At 51.2% G+C, this 19,267-nt stretch carries 15 protein-coding genes; 5 read left to right on the plus strand and 10 right to left on the minus strand.

From position 1 onward, the window contains the following. Window positions 1-16: 16 nt before the first annotated feature. The 6 genes from ihfB to AC534G_RS16255 all read right to left on the minus strand — a co-directional run bounded on the left by ihfB (window position 17) and on the right by AC534G_RS16255 (window position 6,449). On the minus strand, window positions 17-301 hold the full coding sequence (gene ihfB, locus AC534G_RS16230; RefSeq protein ID WP_003035780.1) for an integration host factor subunit beta: 285 nt from the start codon (window positions 299-301) through the stop codon (window positions 17-19). Window positions 302-460: 159 nt separating this feature from the next. Beyond that, a complete protein-coding gene (rpsA, locus tag AC534G_RS16235) occupies window positions 461-2,134 on the minus strand; it encodes a 30S ribosomal protein S1 (protein WP_003035776.1) in 1,674 nt (557 codons plus the stop codon). 113 nt (window positions 2,135-2,247) lie between these two features. After that, window positions 2,248-2,931 carry a (d)CMP kinase gene (gene cmk, locus AC534G_RS16240; RefSeq protein WP_032939922.1) on the minus strand — a complete coding sequence of 228 codons (684 nt, stop codon included), beginning with the start codon at window positions 2,929-2,931 and terminating at the stop codon, window positions 2,248-2,250. 171 nt (window positions 2,932-3,102) lie between these two features. Next, window positions 3,103-4,386, minus strand: coding sequence for a 3-phosphoshikimate 1-carboxyvinyltransferase (gene aroA, locus AC534G_RS16245; protein ID WP_110498503.1), 1,284 nt, complete (start codon window positions 4,384-4,386; stop codon window positions 3,103-3,105). 68 nt (window positions 4,387-4,454) lie between these two features. Beyond that, complete coding sequence (gene serC / locus AC534G_RS16250) at window positions 4,455-5,543, minus strand: 3-phosphoserine/phosphohydroxythreonine transaminase (RefSeq protein ID WP_061381866.1); 1,089 nt, start codon at window positions 5,541-5,543, stop codon at window positions 4,455-4,457. Between the two features lie 213 nt (window positions 5,544-5,756). Continuing rightward, window positions 5,757-6,449, minus strand: a complete 693-nt coding sequence (locus tag AC534G_RS16255; RefSeq protein WP_038639302.1) for a DUF421 domain-containing protein — start codon at window positions 6,447-6,449, stop codon at window positions 5,757-5,759. A 135-nt stretch (window positions 6,450-6,584) separates the two neighbouring features. Between AC534G_RS16255 and ycaO the strand changes: the two genes are divergently transcribed. The 4 genes from ycaO (at window position 6,585) to pflA (ending at window position 12,875) form a co-directional block, all read left to right on the plus strand. Further along, complete coding sequence (gene ycaO / locus AC534G_RS16260; protein WP_110498841.1) at window positions 6,585-8,345, plus strand: 30S ribosomal protein S12 methylthiotransferase accessory factor YcaO; 1,761 nt, start codon at window positions 6,585-6,587, stop codon at window positions 8,343-8,345. A gap of 404 nt (window positions 8,346-8,749) precedes the next feature. Next, window positions 8,750-9,607 carry a formate transporter FocA gene (gene focA, locus AC534G_RS16265; protein ID WP_032939923.1) on the plus strand — a complete coding sequence of 286 codons (858 nt, stop codon included), beginning with the start codon at window positions 8,750-8,752 and terminating at the stop codon, window positions 9,605-9,607. A 59-nt stretch (window positions 9,608-9,666) separates the two neighbouring features. Beyond that, on the plus strand, window positions 9,667-11,949 hold the full coding sequence (gene pflB, locus AC534G_RS16270; protein WP_006685273.1) for a formate C-acetyltransferase: 2,283 nt from the start codon (window positions 9,667-9,669) through the stop codon (window positions 11,947-11,949). A 185-nt stretch (window positions 11,950-12,134) separates the two neighbouring features. Further along, window positions 12,135-12,875 (plus strand): pyruvate formate lyase 1-activating protein, encoded by a 741-nt coding sequence (gene pflA / locus AC534G_RS16275; protein WP_003035751.1) that lies wholly within the window; start codon window positions 12,135-12,137, stop codon window positions 12,873-12,875. A 123-nt stretch (window positions 12,876-12,998) separates the two neighbouring features. On the opposite strand, the gene AC534G_RS16280 is transcribed toward pflA, so the two are convergent. Beyond that, window positions 12,999-14,147, minus strand: coding sequence for an MFS transporter (locus tag AC534G_RS16280; protein ID WP_038639295.1), 1,149 nt, complete (start codon window positions 14,145-14,147; stop codon window positions 12,999-13,001). A gap of 385 nt (window positions 14,148-14,532) precedes the next feature. Between AC534G_RS16280 and ycaC the strand changes: the two genes are divergently transcribed. Next, the gene (gene ycaC, locus AC534G_RS16285) at window positions 14,533-15,159 is read left to right on the plus strand and encodes an isochorismate family cysteine hydrolase YcaC (RefSeq protein WP_016152433.1); all 627 of its coding nucleotides are present in this window, start codon (window positions 14,533-14,535) and stop codon (window positions 15,157-15,159) included. A 108-nt stretch (window positions 15,160-15,267) separates the two neighbouring features. Here the strand turns inward: ycaC and AC534G_RS16290 are convergent, their stop codons facing one another. Genes AC534G_RS16290 through dmsA form a run of 3 tightly spaced genes read right to left on the minus strand, consistent with a single transcriptional unit; the run spans window position 15,268 to window position 19,205 of the window. Next, a complete protein-coding gene (locus AC534G_RS16290; RefSeq protein WP_110498504.1) occupies window positions 15,268-16,131 on the minus strand; it encodes a dimethyl sulfoxide reductase anchor subunit family protein in 864 nt (287 codons plus the stop codon). Window position 16,132: 1 nt separating this feature from the next. Further along, window positions 16,133-16,750 carry a DMSO/selenate family reductase complex B subunit gene (locus AC534G_RS16295; RefSeq protein ID WP_038639290.1) on the minus strand — a complete coding sequence of 206 codons (618 nt, stop codon included), beginning with the start codon at window positions 16,748-16,750 and terminating at the stop codon, window positions 16,133-16,135. A 10-nt stretch (window positions 16,751-16,760) separates the two neighbouring features. Then, complete coding sequence (dmsA, locus tag AC534G_RS16300) at window positions 16,761-19,205, minus strand: dimethylsulfoxide reductase subunit A (protein ID WP_199981127.1); 2,445 nt, start codon at window positions 19,203-19,205, stop codon at window positions 16,761-16,763. Between the last annotated feature and the right edge of the window lie 62 nt (window positions 19,206-19,267).

The following is a 19,267-nucleotide window of genomic DNA, read 5'->3' on the forward strand; positions in this document are numbered from 1 at the left end:
AAGTCTCGCTAAAAACTTAACCGTAAATATTGGCGCGATCGCGCAGTTCTTTACCTGGTTTAAAGTGCGGAACGTATTTCCCTTCCAGATCCACTTTATCGCCGGTCTTCGGATTACGTCCGGTGCGAGGTGCGCGGTAATGCAAAGAGAAGCTGCCGAAACCGCGGATTTCAATACGCTCGCCCTGCGCAAGAGTCGAGGCCATATGTTCCAGCATCTCTTTTACTGCATCTTCAACCGCTTTCGCGGGAATATGAGGTTGCTGGGTTGCAAGTCTTTCAATCAATTCTGACTTGGTCATGATTCCTCCGGTTCCTTAAAGGCATAATTAGCTGCTGCATTGATTAAGGGCGGCCGTAGCCGCCCTTTGTCATTGATTACAGGACGAATCCTGTAATCTGTCAAGCTACTCGTCACCCTTTGTGCTGTTAACGGCACAAAGGATTTAGAGAACTCGATATTACTCGCCTTTAGCTGCTTTGAAAGCTTCAGCCATTGCGTTGTTAGAGAAGTTTGCATCTTCCTGTTTGTTAACAGTTGCGATTGCATCTTTCTCATCAGCTTCGTCTTTAGCACGAACAGACAGGCTGATTGCACGGTTCTTACGATCAACGCCGGTGAATTTAGCTTCAACGTCGTCGCCTACGCTCAGAACCAGAGTTGCATCTTCAACGCGGTCACGGGAAGCTTCAGAAGCGCGCAGGTAACCTTCAACGCCGTCAGCCAGTTCTACGGTTGCGCCTTTAGCGTCAACTGCAGTGACTTTACCGTTTACGATTGCGCCTTTCTTGTTCAGTGCAACCCAGTTGTTGAACGGATCTTCTGCGAGCTGTTTAACGCCCAGAGAGATACGCTCACGCTCTGCGTCAACCTGCAGAACAACTGCTGCGATTTCGTCGCCTTTTTTGTATTCACGAACTGCTTCTTCGCCTGCAACGTTCCAGGAGATGTCAGACAGGTGAACCAGGCCGTCGATGCCGCCGTCCAGGCCGATGAAGATACCGAAGTCAGTGATAGACTTGATTTTACCTTCAACACGGTCGCCCTTGTTGTGGGTTTCTGCGAACTGCTGCCATGGGTTGTTTTTGCACTGCTTCAGACCCAGGGAGATACGACGACGTTCTTCGTCGATATCCAGAACCATAACTTCCACTACATCGCCAACGTTAACAACTTTGGACGGGTGGATGTTTTTGTTGGTCCAATCCATTTCGGAAACGTGAACCAGGCCTTCAACGCCTTCTTCGATTTCAACGAAGCAGCCGTAGTCGGTCAGGTTGGTCACGCGACCAGTCAGTTTGGTACCTTCCGGATAACGCTTAGCGATAGCTACCCATGGATCTTCGCCCAGCTGTTTCAGGCCCAGAGATACACGAGTACGCTCGCGGTCGAACTTCAGCACTTTAACAGTGATTTCGTCGCCAACGTTTACGATTTCGCTCGGATGCTTAACGCGTTTCCATGCCATGTCGGTGATGTGCAGCAGGCCGTCAACGCCACCCAGATCAACGAATGCACCGTAGTCAGTGAGGTTCTTAACGATACCTTTAACTTCCATGCCTTCCTGCAGGTTTTCCAGCAGTTGATCGCGTTCTGCGCTGTTTTCGGATTCGATAACGGCACGACGGGAAACAACAACGTTGTTACGCTTCTGATCCAGCTTGATGACTTTGAACTCAAGCTCTTTGCCTTCCAGGTGCAGCGTGTCGCGGACCGGACGAACGTCTACCAGGGAACCCGGCAGGAACGCGCGAATACCATTCAGCTCAACAGTGAAGCCACCCTTGACTTTGCCATTGATAACACCAGTAACGGTTGCAGCTTCTTCGTAAGCTTTTTCCAGCGTGATCCAAGCTTCGTGACGTTTAGCTTTCTCACGGGACAGCAGGGTTTCACCGAAGCCGTCTTCTACTGCATCCAGAGCAACGTCAACTTCGTCACCAACCTGGATTTCCAGCTCGCCCTGGGCGTTTTTGAACTGCTCTGCCGGAATGGCGGACTCAGATTTCAGACCAGCGTCAACCAGTACTACGTCTTTGTCGATAGCAACAACAACACCACGAACGATGGAACCCGGACGGGTTTCGATTTCTTTTAAGGATTCTTCAAACAGTTGAGCAAAAGATTCAGTCATGTTTAATCTTCAGGTTTCATATTTAACGTCCACCTGGCTCCATGCCGGATGGGGTTGTTTAACATACCCGCTGTCAGTCCATTGCAACGGGGGTACTGCAAATTCGGTCGCACTTAAGCGAGTGCCAGTTTTTGGCGCGCATATTGTAACGCTTTTTCAATCACTTGCTCAATGCTTAATCGGGTTGAATCCAAAACTAAAGCATCAGCAGCGGGAACCAGCGGCGCTACAGCACGGTTACGATCGCGGTAATCGCGTTCCTCGATCTCGGCCAAAAGGCGTTCAAAGTTAACACTAAAGCCCTTCTCCTGCAACTGTAGCATACGTCTATGCGCACGTTCGTGCGAGGAGGCGTCCAGAAAAATTTTCACCGGCGCATCCGGGAACACGACGGTTCCCATATCGCGTCCGTCGGCAATCAGGCCAGGCGCTTCGCGAAACGCGCGTTGACGACGTAAAAGCGCTTCGCGCACGCGGGGAAAAGCAGCCACCTGGGATGCGGCATTCGCCACTTCCTGAGTGCGGATTTCGCCACTAACATCTTCACCTTCCAGAATGACTTCCAGGTTGCCGTCCGTTGAGATAAAACGCACATCCAGGTGTGAGGCAAGCGGTACCAGAGCATCTTCAGAGGTGACATCGACATGGTGATGTAACGCTGCGAGCGCCAGTACGCGATAGATCGCGCCTGAATCTAACAGATGCCACTGCAATGCTTCCGCCATTGCCTTGCACAAGGTGCCTTTACCTGCACCGCTTGGGCCATCAATGGTAATAACCGGGGCAATTGCCGTCATCTTTTTCTCCTTAAACGGGCATACGTTAACGTGAACGCCGCGCATTATACGCGCCAACGACAACGATCGTTATCTTTGTGTGAAAAATGCAGAATCATTGAAGCTGAGTGTAGAAGAAATAGACAATCGGAGATGGCAGAATGTGCCGCACTGGGTAGTGCGGCAATAAAATCAGGCAGGTGTACTAATACGCGCCAACTGTTCGAAATAATCCGGGAAAGTTTTGGCGGTACATTTGGGGTCAAGAATGGTCACCGGGGTATCAGACAGCGCCACCAGCGAGAAACACATCGCCATACGGTGATCATTATAGGTTGCGATATCCGCAAACTGCAGCGTCGCTGGTGGTGTGATGCGGATGAAGTCATGCCCCTCTTCAACTTCCGCGCCCACTTTGCGTAATTCCGTCGCCATCGCAAACAGACGGTCGGTCTCTTTGACGCGCCAGTTGTAGATGTTGCGTAGGGTCGTGGTGCCTTTAGCAAACAGCGCGGCCGTGGCAATAGTCATCGCCGCGTCGGGAATAGGGTTCATATCCATATCCACTGCGTTCAGTTCGCCGTGAGTACAGGCAATAAAATCATCACCCCAGGTAATGGTCGCGCCCATTTTCTCCAGTACATCAGCAAAGCGAATATCGCCCTGCATACTGTTGCGGCCAATCCCGGTGACTTTAACCGTGCCGCCTTTAATGGCGCCCGCCGCGAGGAAGTATGAAGCAGAAGAAGCATCGCCCTCAACCAGATAGGCGCCCGGAGACTGATACTGCTGCTGCCCCTGCACGACAAAGCGCTGGTAGTTCTGATTCTCAATTTCAACACCAAACGTCTTCATCAGATTCAGGGTGATATCAATATAAGGTTTAGATACCAGCTCGCCTTTAATGGCGATCGTTGTATCCTGCGGCGCCAGCGGTGCAGTCATCAGTAGCGCAGTAAGGAACTGGCTGGATACGCTGCCGTCTACCTCAACTTGCCCGCCGGAGAAGCCCCCGCGCAAACGAAGTGGCGGATAGTTTTCCTGCTCCAGGTACTCAATGTTGGCTCCCCCCTGGCGCAGCGCATCAACCAGATGGCCAATCGGGCGCTCCTTCATGCGCGGTTCGCCTGTCAACACGATGTCATTGCTGCCAAGGCACAGCGCAGCGGCCAGCGGACGCATTGCGGTTCCGGCATTGCCAAGAAACAGTTCCACTGCCCTTTCGGCATGTAATGCGCCGCCGTTGCCGATAATCTCGCAGCGGGTGCGATCGGCGGAAAGGGTATAGCTAATCCCTAACGCATTGAGTGCATTGAGCATATGACGGACATCGTCGCTGTCCAGCAGGTTGGTCAGGACAGTGGTGCCATTTGCTAATGCGGCCAGCAGCAAAGCGCGGTTAGAAACACTTTTGGATCCAGGCAGATTGATGGTGCCATCCACCCGCGCAATGGGTTGTAACGTCAGGGATTCCATGAAACTCAACTCTCAAAACAGATATAAAAACCCCACAGGCGGGCTGTGGGGATGAAAAGTACAGCAGATTAACCGCGGCGGCGTTCGAAATCGACCATGAAATCGGTCAGTGCTTTTACGCCTTCAAGCGGCATCGCATTATAGATAGACGCACGCATACCGCCGACCACACGGTGCCCTTTCAGCGCATGCAGCCCCGCAGCGAAAGACTCCTCCAGGAAGAGTTTATCCAGGGCGCTGTCAGCCAGTTGGAACGGGACGTTCATACGTGAACGGTTCGACTTCGCGACATCGTTACGATAGAAGTCGCTGTTGTCGATCACGCCATACAACAGCTCTGCTTTTTGCTGGTTAATTTTATTCATCGCATTAACACCGCCCTGCTCTTTGAGCCACTTAAAGACCAGGCCAGACAGATACCAGGCAAAGGTTGGCGGCGTGTTGAACATGGAGTCGTTGTCATTTAGCACGGTATAGTCAAGGATTGACGGGCATGAAACATGCGCTTTACCCAGCAGATCTTCGCGTACAATGACAATCGTCAGTCCCGCAGGACCAATGTTTTTCTGCGCCCCGGCATAGATTACGCCATAGCGGCTAACATCAAGCGGCGCGGAGAGGATGGTAGAAGAGAGATCCGCCGTAACCACCACATTGCTGGCAAAGTTCGGCGTTTCATCAATCGCAATGCCATCGATGGTTTCATTCGGGCAATAGTGCAGGTACGCGGCGTTGTCAGAAAGCTGCCATTCGCTCATTGGCTTAACAGCGCGTAGACCGTCAACGGTGACTTTGGCATCGATAACGTTCGGCGTGCAGTACTTTTTCGCTTCTTTAATCGCACTGGCGGCCCAGTAACCGGCATCGACGTAATCCGCTGTCGTTTTATCACCGAGAATATTTAACGGGATACCGGCGAATTGCCCACGGCCACCGCCATGACAGAACAACACTTTATAGTTAGAGGGGATGCTGAGGAGATCGCGAAAATCCTGCTCTGCTTCCTCTGCCACCTGGATAAACTCTTTGCCCCGGTGGCTAATTTCCATGACCGACGTGCCAAGACCGTTCCAGTCGCGAAGATCCTGTTGAGCCAGTTTAAGTACTTCCGCCGGTAGCATTGCCGGACCTGAACTAAAATTGAAGACCTGAGCCATTTCCCCTCACCACGTTGTGTTGTTATCCAATCAACATCCTGTCATTGACGATAATCCTGTGACAGACATTGGGTATAAGTTATTCCTGTGGATATCGGTTTTATCATTCAGTGACACGCGCCGCAATGGGTAAAACGGAGCGGGGTAAAAATGAGTCATAGGTCACACAACAGAATCTATCGGATTGACGGGTAAAAACCGAGATTTTCGCTGTCAGGTGACCCGTTTTGCCCGACTGGCCTTCGACCATTCTGGATTTGCGCAGCGCGGACATAATTGATGATCCCCCGCGCTCATTTGCACCACTTCACTACACCGTACACATGCATAGTCGCCTGTTTCAGGCACCACCTTAAATCGCTGTGTACAGTGTTTAGGCAGAATGCTGAGTCCCGGTTTTACGTCTTCATCGGCAAAGAAGTAAACGCTGATCTGCCCATTCGTCTCCAGAATAGCGAGTTTCACCTGCCCCAGTTGCTCTACGCCGTTCAAACGCAGCTCCATAAAGAATTCGAATTCCGTCATATTGGCGCGATTAAGCTTTGACCATGACAATTCACCGTCTTCAATGATGACCACTGGCTTACCTTCCAGTAGATCTTCCAGCTTTTCGCTGTGTGACATCAGCCACATGACAAGACGATAAAGCAGCGCCAGGGTAATAAAAACCACCAGCACCGGAATCATCGGCACATCGTCATAAAACGCCACATCGCCCGCCGCAGAGCCCAGCGTAAGAATAATCAGCACTTCAAAAAGCGACATCTGCCGTACGCCACGCCGCCCCGTTAGCTTTAAAAACAGAAAAACCAATATAAAGGTATAGAGACTGCGCAGCGCAACCTCGCCAAGAAACTCCATTGGCACCTTATCCAGTGCCATACGCTGTAAATCGAATGCTTTCATTTTGTGCTCTTAACATTGTTGACTGTGTGAAAGCATAGCCAATAGTTTTATTTACGCCTGGGCTCCGGCGGCGATAGCGCCGTTCATTGAAAACCCGTATCATTGCGCGCTTTCCGTACGACAAAAGTGATTTTCATGACGCAAACATTTATTCCCGGCAAAGATGCCGCTCTGGAAGACTCCATCGCTCGCTTCCAGCAAAAATTACTCGACCTTGGTTTTCAGATTGAAGAAGCCTCCTGGTTGAACCCTGTGCCTAACGTTTGGTCTGTGCATATTCGCGACAAAGAATGCGCGCTGTGCTTTACCAACGGTAAAGGTGCGACGAAAAAAGCGGCGCTGGCCTCCGCGCTGGGCGAATATTTTGAGCGTCTGTCTACGAACTACTTCTTTGCGGATTTCTGGCTGGGCGAAACCATCGCCAACGGCCCGTTCGTGCATTATCCAAACGAAAAATGGTTCCCGCTGACGGAAGACGATGACGTGCCGGAAGGTCTGCTGGATGCGCGTCTGCGCGCATTTTACGATCCAGAAAACGAATTGACCGGAAGCATGCTTATCGACCTGCAATCCGGAAATGAAGATCGTGGCGTCTGCGGCCTGCCGTTTACCCGTCAGTCTGATAACCAGACTGTCTATATTCCGATGAATATTATCGGCAATCTGTACGTTTCTAACGGTATGTCTGCGGGTAACACGCCTAACGAAGCGCGCGTTCAGGGCCTGTCTGAAGTCTTTGAACGTTATGTGAAGAACCGCATTATCGCGGAAAGCATCAGCCTGCCGGAAATCCCGGCCGAGGTGATGGCGCGTTACCCGGCGGTAGTGGAGTCCATCGCCACACTGGAAGCGGAAGGTTTCCCGATTTTCGCCTACGATGGCTCGCTGGGCGGCAAATACCCGGTGATTTGCGTTGTCCTGTTCAACCCGGCCAACGGTACCTGCTTTGCGTCCTTCGGCGCGCACCCGGATTTCGGCGTTGCGCTGGAGCGTACCGTTACCGAACTGCTGCAGGGTCGTGGTCTGAAAGATCTTGATGTCTTCACCCCGCCAACCTTCGACGATGAAGAAGTGTCTGAACACACTAACCTTGAAACCCACTTCATTGATTCCAGCGGTCTGATCTCCTGGGATCTGTTCAAGCAAGATGCTGATTATCCGTTCGTTGACTGGAATTTCTCCGGCACTACGGAAGAAGAGTTCGCCACCCTGATGACCATCTTCAACGCTGAAGATAAAGAAGTGTATATCGCCGACTACGAACATCTGGGGGTATACGCCTGCCGCATTATCGTTCCGGGGATGTCTGACATCTACCCGGCTGAAGATCTGTGGTTAGCCAACAACGCAATGGGTACGCATCTGCGCGAAACGATCCTCTCTCTGCCAGGCAGTGAGTGGGATAAAGAAGACTATCTCAATCTGCTCGAACAACTGGATGAAGAAGGTTTTGACGACTTCACCCGCGTACGCGAACTGCTTGGTCTGGCGACCGGCGCAGATAACGGTTGGTATACCCTGCGCATTGGCGAGCTTAAAGTGATGCTGGCGCTGGCCGGTGGTGACCTGGAGCAAGCGCTGGTATGGACAGAATGGACGATGGAATTCAACGCCTCCGTGTTTAGCGCTGAACGTGCAAACTACTACCGTTGCCTGCAAACGCTGCTGCTATTGTCGCAGGAAGAGGAGCGTCAGCCGCTGCAATATCTGAACGCGTTTGTCCGCATGTACGGCGCCGATGCGGTTGAAGCGGCAAGTGCGGCATTGAGTGGTGAAGCCGCATTTTATGGTCTTCAGCCAGTAGACAACGATCTGCACGCATTCCCGGCGCATCAGTCTCTGCTGAAAGCCTATGAAAAACTGCAGCGCGCGAAAGCAGCGCACTGGTCAAAATAGTGCCAAACAGCCTGCGTTAAGTAGGCTAAATGTATTGTCTGGGCTATATTACGGGGCGCTTTAAGCGCCCTGTTTTTTATTTTGGTCAAATCAAAAAATAAATGTAAAAACAAGGTTAAATATTAGTAGTTGATATTAAAAAAATTAGCTTATTAATGTGGCCTTTTATCTCAATTACTCCATATTAATTAACCGTCCAACAGGAGGCTGAAAGAAAAAATTCAACTCACTTTATAATTTTTAAAATTTATTTTTACATGGATAATCAATAAGTTACTCCGCATTCGCATAAAAACCATGCGTCTTGCGGGCCTATAAGCCAGGCGAGATATGATCTATATCAAATTCTCATCTATAATGCTTTGTTAGTATCTCGTCGCCGACTTAATAAAGAGAGAGTTAGTGTGAAAGCTGACAACCCTTTTGATCTTTTACTTCCTGCTGCAATGGCCAAAGTTGCCGAAGAAGCAGGCGTCTATAAAGCAACGAAACATCCGCTTAAGACGTTCTATCTGGCAATTACTGCCGGTGTATTCATTTCAATTGCCTTTGTTTTCTATATCACCGCCACAACCGGTACCGGCACCATGCCTTTTGGCATGGCAAAATTAATAGGTGGTATCTGCTTTTCCCTGGGGCTGATCCTTTGTGTTATCTGCGGTGCAGACCTCTTCACCTCAACCGTACTGATTGTTGTTGCTAAAGCCAGTGGTCGTATTACCTGGGGACAGTTGGCTAAAAACTGGCTTAACGTTTATGTCGGCAACCTGATTGGCGCCCTGATCTTCGTGTTACTTATGTGGCTTTCCGGCGAGTATATGACCGCCAACGGCGCGTGGGGACTCAACGTCCTGCAAACAGCCGACCACAAAGTACACCATACTTTTGTTGAAGCGGTAAGCCTCGGTATCCTGGCTAACCTGATGGTGTGTCTGGCCGTATGGATGAGCTACTCAGGTCGCAGCCTGATGGACAAAGCGTTTATCATGGTATTACCGGTCGCAATGTTTGTTGCCAGCGGTTTTGAGCACAGTATCGCAAACATGTTTATGATCCCTATGGGTATTGTAATACGCGATTTCGCCACCCCGGAATTCTGGACCGCTGTCGGTTCTTCTCCGGAGAATTTTTCTCACCTGACCGTGATGAATTTCATCACCGATAACCTGATTCCGGTTACGATCGGTAATATTATCGGCGGCGGTTTGTTGGTCGGGTTGACATACTGGGTCATTTACCTGCGTGGTAACGATCATCATTAATCTGTTGATGCCCATTACACGCAGTAAATAAAAAATCCACTTAAGAAGGTAGGTGTTACATGTCCGAGCTTAATGAAAAGTTAGCCACAGCCTGGGAAGGTTTTACCAAAGGTGACTGGCAGAATGAAGTAAACGTACGTGACTTCATTCAGAAAAACTACACTCCGTATGAGGGTGACGAGTCCTTCCTGGCTGGCGCTACTGACGCGACCACCAAGCTGTGGGACAGCGTAATGGAAGGCGTTAAACAGGAAAACCGCACTCACGCGCCTGTTGACTTTGACACCTCCGTTGCTTCTACCATCACTTCTCACGACGCTGGTTACATCAACAAAGCGCTGGAGAAAATTGTTGGTCTGCAGACTGAAGCTCCGCTGAAACGTGCGATCATTCCGTTCGGCGGCATCAAAATGGTTGAAGGTTCCTGCAAAGCGTACAATCGCGAACTGGATCCGATGCTGAAAAAAATCTTCACCGAATACCGTAAAACCCACAACCAGGGCGTATTCGATGTTTATACCAAAGACATTCTGAACTGCCGTAAATCCGGTGTTCTGACTGGTCTGCCAGATGCGTATGGCCGTGGCCGTATCATCGGTGACTACCGTCGCGTTGCGCTGTACGGTATCGACTTCCTGATGAAAGACAAATACGCGCAGTTTGTTTCCCTGCAGTCTGACCTGGAAAACGGCGTAAACCTGGAAGCGACTATCCGTCTGCGTGAAGAAATCGCTGAACAGCACCGCGCGCTGGGTCAGATCAAAGAAATGGCAGCGAAATATGGCTGCGATATCTCTGGTCCGGCTACCAACGCTCAGGAAGCTATCCAGTGGACTTACTTCGGCTACCTGGCCGCGGTTAAATCTCAGAACGGCGCAGCAATGTCCTTCGGTCGCGTATCCACCTTCCTGGATGCATACATCGAACGTGATATCAAAGCAGGCAAAATCACTGAACAAGACGCTCAGGAAATGATTGACCACCTGGTCATGAAACTGCGTATGGTTCGCTTCCTGCGTACTCCGGAATATGATGAACTGTTCTCCGGTGACCCGATTTGGGCAACTGAATCTATCGGTGGTATGGGCGTTGATGGCCGTACTCTGGTTACCAAAAACAGCTTCCGCTTCCTGAACACCCTGTACACCATGGGTCCTTCTCCGGAGCCGAACATCACCGTTCTGTGGTCTGAAAAACTGCCTCTGAACTTCAAGAAATTCGCCGCTAAAGTGTCCATCGACACCTCTTCTCTGCAGTACGAGAACGATGACCTGATGCGTCCGGACTTCAACAACGACGACTACGCTATCGCTTGCTGCGTAAGCCCGATGGTTGTTGGTAAACAAATGCAGTTCTTCGGTGCGCGTGCAAACCTGGCGAAAACCATGCTGTATGCAATCAACGGCGGCGTTGATGAAAAACTGAAAATGCAGGTTGGTCCTAAATCTGAACCGATCAAAGGCGACGTTCTGAACTTCGACGAAGTGATGGACCGCATGGATCACTTCATGGACTGGCTGGCGAAGCAGTACGTCACCGCGCTGAACGTAATCCACTACATGCACGACAAGTACAGCTACGAAGCCTCTCTGATGGCGCTGCACGACCGTGACGTTATCCGCACCATGGCGTGTGGTATCGCTGGTCTGTCCGTTGCTGCTGACTCCCTGTCTGCAATCAAATATGCGAAAGTTAAACCGATTCGTGACGAAGACGGTCTGGCTATCGACTTCGAAATCGAAGGCGAATACCCGCAGTTTGGTAACAACGACTCTCGTGTAGATGACATGGCGGTTGACCTGGTAGAACGTTTCATGAAGAAAATTCAGAAACTGACTACTTACCGTAACGCTATCCCGACTCAGTCTGTTCTGACCATCACCTCTAACGTGGTTTATGGTAAGAAAACGGGTAACACCCCAGACGGTCGTCGTGCTGGCGCGCCGTTCGGACCGGGTGCTAACCCAATGCACGGTCGTGACCAGAAAGGTGCTGTTGCCTCTCTGACCTCCGTTGCTAAACTGCCGTTTGCTTACGCTAAAGATGGTATCTCTTATACCTTCTCTATCGTTCCGAACGCACTGGGTAAAGACGACGAAGTTCGTAAGACTAACCTGGCTGGTCTGATGGATGGTTACTTCCACCACGAAGCGTCCATCGAAGGTGGTCAGCACCTGAACGTGAACGTCATGAACCGTGAAATGCTGCTGGATGCGATGGAACATCCGGAAAAATATCCGCAGCTGACCATCCGCGTTTCTGGCTACGCAGTACGTTTTAACTCCCTGACTAAAGAACAGCAGCAGGACGTTATTACTCGTACCTTCACTCAGACCATGTAATTGGTTTTGACTGAAATCGTACTTTAAAAAGCGTACAATAAAGGCTCCACGTAAGTGGGGCCTTTTTAATAGCCTGCTTTGTCAGCTATCTATACTTATGGATAGCAGCCAAAACAGACTCGACACAGTTAATAACTGTGCACTAACACAGGCCCCGGATGGGCCACATCTGGAGAAACACCGCAATGTCAGTTATTGGTCGCATTCACTCCTTTGAATCCTGTGGCACTGTAGACGGCCCGGGCATCCGTTTTATTACCTTCTTCCAGGGCTGCCTGATGCGCTGCCTGTATTGCCATAACCGTGACACATGGGATACGCACGGCGGTAAAGAAGTCACTGTCGACGAATTAATGAAAGAGGTCGTGACTTATCGCCACTTTATGAACGCCTCCGGTGGCGGCGTGACGGCATCCGGCGGTGAAGCCATCCTGCAGGCTGAGTTCGTACGTGACTGGTTCCGCGCCTGTAAAAAAGAAGGCATTCACACCTGCCTGGACACCAACGGTTTTGTTCGCCGCTACGATCCGGTAATTGATGAACTGCTGGAAGTCACCGACCTGGTGATGCTCGATCTCAAACAGATGAACGACGAAATCCACCAGAATCTGGTCGGCGTGTCTAACCATCGCACGCTGGAATTTGCTCGTTACCTGTCGAACAAAGACATTAAAGTGTGGATCCGTTACGTGGTAGTGCCAGGCTGGTCTGACGATGACGACTCCGCGCACCGTCTGGGCGAATTTACCCGCGATATGGGCAACGTTGAAAAAATCGAGCTGCTACCTTACCACGAACTGGGCAAACACAAATGGGTAGCGATGGGCGAAGAGTACAAACTCGATGGTGTGAAGCCGCCGAAGAAAGAGACCATGGAGCGAGTGAAAGGCATCCTTGAGCAGTATGGTCATAAAGTGATGTATTAAGTCTTAAGGTGGGTAACAAACCAGTTACCCACCTCATGCCTTCTTAACGCCCTCTTCTCGCCAGCAGCGGGAAAATCAATCCCAGCCCAACAAGTACACCTGTTCGCATTCTGTTAAAACAGGTCAAATATGCGCGATAGAATTGGGCGTATGGCCCGTCTTGCGCAGCAGCATCAGTAAATAAATAAACGATACGCTGGCAATCATGATAAACAGCAAGCTATCTGAGTAATTCTGCATCAGCATTGCGGTAAACGAAGGGCCAAGCAGACTGCCAACGGTATAGCTTAATAGCAAAGCCTGATTCATGGCGACCAGTTGATGATGTTCCACCTTTTCACAGGCCCAGGCCATCGCGACCGGATAGAGAGTAAAACCTGCCGCACCTAACATAAATAATGCGGGGGCCATCGCCGCCTGATTCAGCATAGCAATACTTCCGACGATCACCACAAACACCTGGACGCGTAAGACCAGCAGGCGTCCCAGCTTGTCCGCCAGGCGGCCAATCGGCCATTGCCCCAGAATACCGGCGCTAACCAGAACCGCCATCCAGAAACCAATGCTGGCATTGCTTACTCCCTGATGGTTCAGATACAGCGGCATCAGGCCGTACAAAGAGCCCAGCACAATCCCGGAAATAATGCAGCCATTAACGCCCAGACGCGCCTGTCGCAGCTTCAGCATCGATACAATAGGGGTTGAGTGCTGTTCATCACCCTGCTGATTGGCGATGCGCGCAAAGAGCAGCGGTAAAACCCCAGCCAGGATGGTTCCCGTCACCCACGGCAGCACGTTCATCAATTCTGTTGATACCTTACTGACCAGCAATTGTCCTAAGAACGTCCCCACGTAATAGATCATCATATAGGCGGCAAGCAAACGTCCGCGATTGCGCGAAGTCCCGCTGCACATCAGCGCACTTTCCACTACCACCCAAATCATGGCGCAGCCAACGCCGGCAATAAAGCGCCAGCTCATCCAGCTCCAGAATCCAACCATAACCCCCAGCCCAACACAGCCCGCGGCAAAAATAAACGAGGCGAGGTAATAGCTGCGGTTAAATCCAAGGCGTTTAATTAAATACCCGGTCAGCAACGTCCCTACCAAATTACCGGTAAAGTAGGACGAACTCACCATACCGACCTGCCAGGTTGGCAGATTTTCATGGGCGAGCCAAAGCGGGACGAGCGTGTTTAACACGGCGATCGCCAGGGTCAACAGAAGCAGCCCGCACAGCAGAAGCATGACGGGACGGGTATAGATGGACATGAATAAAAACCGTGAGGAAGTTCAAATTTCATGCGCATCATGCCACTGCCAAAAACATTGTCAATCGGCGTAATCAAAGGGCTGAGGCGCTTTTCTGACGATCGATTTGCATTACTGATTCTTAATGTGAATAGATAAAAAATACAAAAACACATCTGCTTGTTTTTATTGATCTAAAACAAAAATCTCACGTTACGTTCAGTCGAAAAATTTCATGGACTCCCCTTACTTTTATTTCTTACTAAACTCTATGCGAGATGCAGAGCGGTATTGTCTTCGAAATAGAACAGTCAGTTCTTATTTATATTTCCAGTCCGGATACCGTTCTTTCTCCAGACTTAAACTCATCAAATTTCCCGCACCGATGCCGAACAGGAGAAATATCATGACGAAACCTTACGTAAGACTTGATAAAGATAATGCGGCAGTATTGCTGGTCGATCATCAGGCTGGCTTGCTCTCTCTGGTTCGGGATATCGATCCCGATAAATTCAAGAATAACGTGCTTGCCCTGGGTGATCTGGCAAAATACTTCAAGCTCCCGACTATTCTGACCACCAGTTTTGAAACAGGACCGAACGGACCGCTGGTACCGGAACTAAAAGCTCAATTCCCCGATGCGCCTTATATTGCTCGCCCGGGAAACATCAACGCGTGGGATAACGAAGATTTTGTGAAGGCGGTGAAAGCGACTGGTAAAAAGCAGTTGATCATTGCTGGGGTCGTGACGGAAGTTTGTGTCGCCTTCCCTGCGCTCTCCGCGATAGAAGAAGGGTTTGACGTTTTTGTCGTCACTGATGCTTCAGGTACATTTAACGAAATCACCCGCCATTCAGCATGGGATCGGATGTCGCAGGCTGGCGCGCAATTGATGACATGGTTCGGCGTCGCGTGTGAACTACACCGTGACTGGCGTAACGATATCGAAGGGCTGGCGACGTTGTTCTCTAATCACATTCCGGATTATCGCAATCTGATGACCAGCTACGATACGTTAACGAAACAGAAATAAAAAACCGGGGAATAACCTGGCGTAACATAATGCCTGATGGCGCGCGCGTTAAGGCCTACGGATCTGTAGGCCGGAGAAGGCACGAGCCGCCATCCGGCATATTATGAATTAGCTTGCAACCGCCATACCGACAGTCATATGCAGGCCATAGAACACGCCACGACCAATCAGCTCGCCGACTATCAACAGAATAAACGCGACGGAAAGCAGTGGTATTGCGGGTTGGTAACCTTTGACTTGCGGTACAATCCAGCAGCACAACGCTAACGCCAGTGCCACGATCCGCCAGGCCATCAGTGAGCCATAATCCGGAACCAGCGCAGACGCCTGTTGAATCGAACTGTGGATCGTCGCCAGTTCGGCCCCCTGCATTACAGACATAATGGCGCTTATGACCAGAGCAAGAACCGAAATGGCAGGCAGCAGACGCATCGCCCAACCGTCAATACCGGCAATTCTCAATAGCAGATATCCCAGCAGCGGACCGCCCATAAACAGCGTCAGGAAGAAACCCAGCGGCGTCCAGACGCTGTACCAGGTCGGCACGGTATCAATGGTGTTATACACACGTACCATCATCCAGACAAAAACGACGCCCAGCACCATGGTGACAACTAACCACAGATTGCGTAGTGCGGGCGGCATTTTTTTCAACATCGCCAGCAGCCAGCCGATGCCGCCAATGGTAAAGAACACTGAACCACTGGCGATTTCATTGCTCAGCGCAGAAGCGCCTACGCGATTGAGCGAGTTAAAGGCACGCATCGGCGAGCCCAGATGGAGCATAGAAGCAATAAAGCCAATACCCATCAGTACCCACAGCCCGAACATGCAGGCGATTACCCGCTGCTGTGATTCAGGACGTAAGTCCCCTTTCATTAACGCCAACGCCAGAACGATAAAGCCACCAACCACACACTGTCCGAAGACCGTGAAGATCATCAGCGGCCATTCATGCCATCCACTTCCCATCTTACACCTCCTTCGGATTGGCCAGATAACCCGTGGTATCCCCGGTCGGGCGGCTATTGGCGTTAGGTTTGATAACAATGCTCGGTTTGGTGAAGTGCGCGCCCGGCAGTGGCGCAACCGCGGCCAGAGTACCGTGTTTTTTGCGCAGTTCGTCAATCGGACCGAAATCCAGCGCACGCAGTGGGCAGGACTCAACGCAGATAGGTTTCTTACCTTCAGCGACGCGCTCATGGCAGCCATCGCATTTGGTCATATGTCCTTTTTCAGCATTGTACTGGGGCGCACCGTAAGGACAGGCCATGTGGCAATACCGACAGCCAATGCACACATCTTCATCCACGACGACGAAGCCATCTTCACGTTTGTGCATCGCGCCGCTCGGACACACCTTGGTGCAGGCCGGGTCTTCACAGTGATTACAGGCAATAGAGAGGTAATAGGCAAAGACGTTTTGATGCCAGACGCCATTGTCTTCTTGCCAGTCGCCACCCGCGTACTCGTAAATGCGGCGGAAACTGACATCTGGGGTTAAATTTTTGAAGTCTTTGCAGGCCAGTTCGCAGGTTTTGCAACCGGTGCAACGGCTGGAATCAATAAAAAATCCATACTGGGTTGTCATCGGTTACTCCTTACACCTTTTCAACCTGAACAAGGTTCGTATGTGACGGATTCCCCTTCGCGAGAGGAGAAGGACGCTGAGTCGTCAGGACGTTAATACAGCCGCCCTGATCCACACGCTTCGTGTCCGGGTCGTACCAGGCCCCTTCGCCTAATGCCACCACGCCGGGCATCATACGCGGGGTCACTTTCGCTTCGATATGCACCTCGCCACGATCGTTAAAGATGCGTACCTTGTCGCCGTTGTCAATGCCACGTCGCTGCGCATCCAACGGATTGATCCACATTTCCTGGCGGCAGGATGCTTTCAGAACATCTACGTTGCCATAGGTCGAGTGGACGCGAGATTTGTAGTGGAAGCCGGTCAGTTGCAGCGGGAATTTCTCCACCAGCGGATCGTCTAAACTTTCAAAGCCAGGGGTATAAATCGGTAATGGATCGATCACATCCCCTTCCGGTAGCTCCCAGGTTGCCGCGATCTCGGCAAGCTGCTGCGAATAAATTTCGATCTTACCCGACGGCGTGGTGAGCGGATTGGCTTTGGGATCCTCACGGAACGCTTTGTACGCCACGTGGTGTCCTTCAGGGTCTCGCTGCTTAAAGATGCCTTGTTTGCGGAACTCTTCAAACCCAGGCAGTTCAGGAATGGCTTTACGCGACTGCTCATACAGATGACGCATCCACTCTTCCTGAGTACGACCTTCGGTAAACTGCTGCTCAACGCCAAGGCGTTTCGCCAGCTCGCTGGTCATCTGGTAGATAGTCTTGCATTCGAAACGTGGTTTGATCGCCTGATCGGTGAAAATCACATAGGACATGTTTCCGCAGGACGCATCCAGCGCGAAGTCCATCTGTTCGGAAGCGGTACAGTCTGGCAGCAAAATATCCGCATATTTCGCCGAGGAGGTCATATGGCAGTCGATGACCACGATCATCTCGCACTTTTTCTCATCCTGCAGGATTTCGTGCGTACGGTTAATATCAGAGTGCTGGTTAATCAGGCAGTTACCAGCATAGTTCCAGATCATTTTAATCGGAACATCAAGCTTATCTTTGCCGCGAACGCCGTCACGCAGCGCCGTCATCTCCGGGCCACGCTCAATAGCGTCCGTCCACATAAACATTGAGATGCTGGTTTCAACAGGGTTTTCCAGCGTAGGCATACGCTCAAACGGCAGACTGTATGAACCCTCACGCGCACCGCTGTTGCCGCCGTTGATACCAACATTACCGGTCAGAATGGCCAGCATAGAAATAGCGCGGGTCGCTATTTCACCGTTAGCATGACGCTGCGGCCCCCAACCCTGGCTGATGTATGCCGGTTTAGCGCTGCCAATTTCACGCGCCAGTTTGATGATACGGTCAGCGGGAATACCGGTAATCTGCGCCGCCCATTCCGGGGTCTTGGCAATACCGTCTGTCCCCTGCCCAAGAATATACGCCTTATAGTGGCCATTCTTCGGCGCGTCGGCCGGTAAGGTTTTCTCGTCGTAACCCACGCAGTATTTGTCGAGGAACGCCTGGTCCACCAGGTTTTCGGTGATCAGAACATACGCCAGACCATTAACCAGCGCCGCATCTGTACCAGGACGGATCGGGATCCATTCATCTTCACGCCCCGCGCCGGTGTCGGTATATCGGGGATCGATAATAATCATCCGGGCATTGGATTTCTGGCGCGCCTGTTCAAGGTAGTAGGTTACCCCGCCCCCGCTCATACGGGTTTCACCAGGGTTATTACCGAACAGCACCACCAGCTTGCTGTTTTCTATATCGGACGGGCTGTTACCGTCGGCCCAGCCGCCGTAGGTGTAGTTCAACCCGGCAGCGATTTGTGCCGAAGAGTAGTCCCCGTAGTGATTCAGGTACCCACCACAGCAGTTCATCAGACGTGCCACCAGGGTTTTACCCGGCGGCCAGGAGCGTGTCAGGGTGCCACCCAGCGTGCCGGTGCCGTAGTTCAGATAGATAGATTCGTTACCATAGTCTTTAATCAGACGCTGCATGTTGCTGGCAATAATCTCGTACGCCTCATCCCAACTGATGCGCTCAAATTTACCTTCGCCGCGCTTACCGACACGTTTCATCGGGTATTTCAGACGATCGGGATTATAAACGCGACGACGCATGGAGCGACCACGCAGACAAGCACGCACCTGGTGCAGGCCGTCATAGTTATCATCACCTGTGTTGTCGGTTTCGACATATTTTATTTCACCGTCTACCACATGCATCCGCAGTGGACAGCGGCTACCGCAGTTCACCGTACACGCGCTCCAGATGACTTTCTCATTGCGCTGCGTAGGATTAATGGCTTCTGCAGCGTTTGCAATACGGGTAAATGGCAGGGTAAACGCGCTACTGGCCACCGCCAGCCCGCCTATCGCCGTCGTTTTTACCAAACCGCGGCGACTAACCTCAGTTGCCAGCACGGCATCGGGGATCTTAGTTTTCATAGGGGCTCACTCTGCTGCTCACAATAAACAAAAAATAAATACTCGTTGTATATATTTTTATA

The organism is Citrobacter sp. CRE-46, from assembly GCF_059615875.1.

Excerpts from the sequence above, each read along its gene's own strand:
- ihfB (WP_003035780.1), bottom strand. The coding sequence starts at position 301 with ATGACCAAGTCAGAATTGATTGAAAGACTTGCAACCCAGCAACCTCAT.
- rpsA (WP_003035776.1), bottom strand. The coding sequence starts at position 2,134 with ATGACTGAATCTTTTGCTCAACTGTTTGAAGAATCCTTAAAAGAAATC.
- cmk (WP_032939922.1), bottom strand. The coding sequence starts at position 2,931 with ATGACGGCAATTGCCCCGGTTATTACCATTGATGGCCCAAGCGGTGCA.
- aroA (WP_110498503.1), bottom strand. The coding sequence starts at position 4,386 with ATGGAATCCCTGACGTTACAACCCATTGCGCGGGTGGATGGCACCATC.
- serC (WP_061381866.1), bottom strand. The coding sequence starts at position 5,543 with ATGGCTCAGGTCTTCAATTTTAGTTCAGGTCCGGCAATGCTACCGGCG.
- AC534G_RS16255 (WP_038639302.1), bottom strand. The coding sequence starts at position 6,449 with ATGAAAGCATTCGATTTACAGCGTATGGCACTGGATAAGGTGCCAATG.
- ycaO (WP_110498841.1), top strand. The coding sequence starts at position 6,585 with ATGACGCAAACATTTATTCCCGGCAAAGATGCCGCTCTGGAAGACTCC.
- pflB (WP_006685273.1), top strand. The coding sequence starts at position 9,667 with ATGTCCGAGCTTAATGAAAAGTTAGCCACAGCCTGGGAAGGTTTTACC.
- pflA (WP_003035751.1), top strand. The coding sequence starts at position 12,135 with ATGTCAGTTATTGGTCGCATTCACTCCTTTGAATCCTGTGGCACTGTA.
- AC534G_RS16280 (WP_038639295.1), bottom strand. The coding sequence starts at position 14,147 with ATGTCCATCTATACCCGTCCCGTCATGCTTCTGCTGTGCGGGCTGCTT.
- ycaC (WP_016152433.1), top strand. The coding sequence starts at position 14,533 with ATGACGAAACCTTACGTAAGACTTGATAAAGATAATGCGGCAGTATTG.
- AC534G_RS16290 (WP_110498504.1), bottom strand. The coding sequence starts at position 16,131 with ATGGGAAGTGGATGGCATGAATGGCCGCTGATGATCTTCACGGTCTTC.
- AC534G_RS16295 (WP_038639290.1), bottom strand. The coding sequence starts at position 16,750 with ATGACAACCCAGTATGGATTTTTTATTGATTCCAGCCGTTGCACCGGT.
- dmsA (WP_199981127.1), bottom strand. The coding sequence starts at position 19,205 with ATGAAAACTAAGATCCCCGATGCCGTGCTGGCAACTGAGGTTAGTCGC.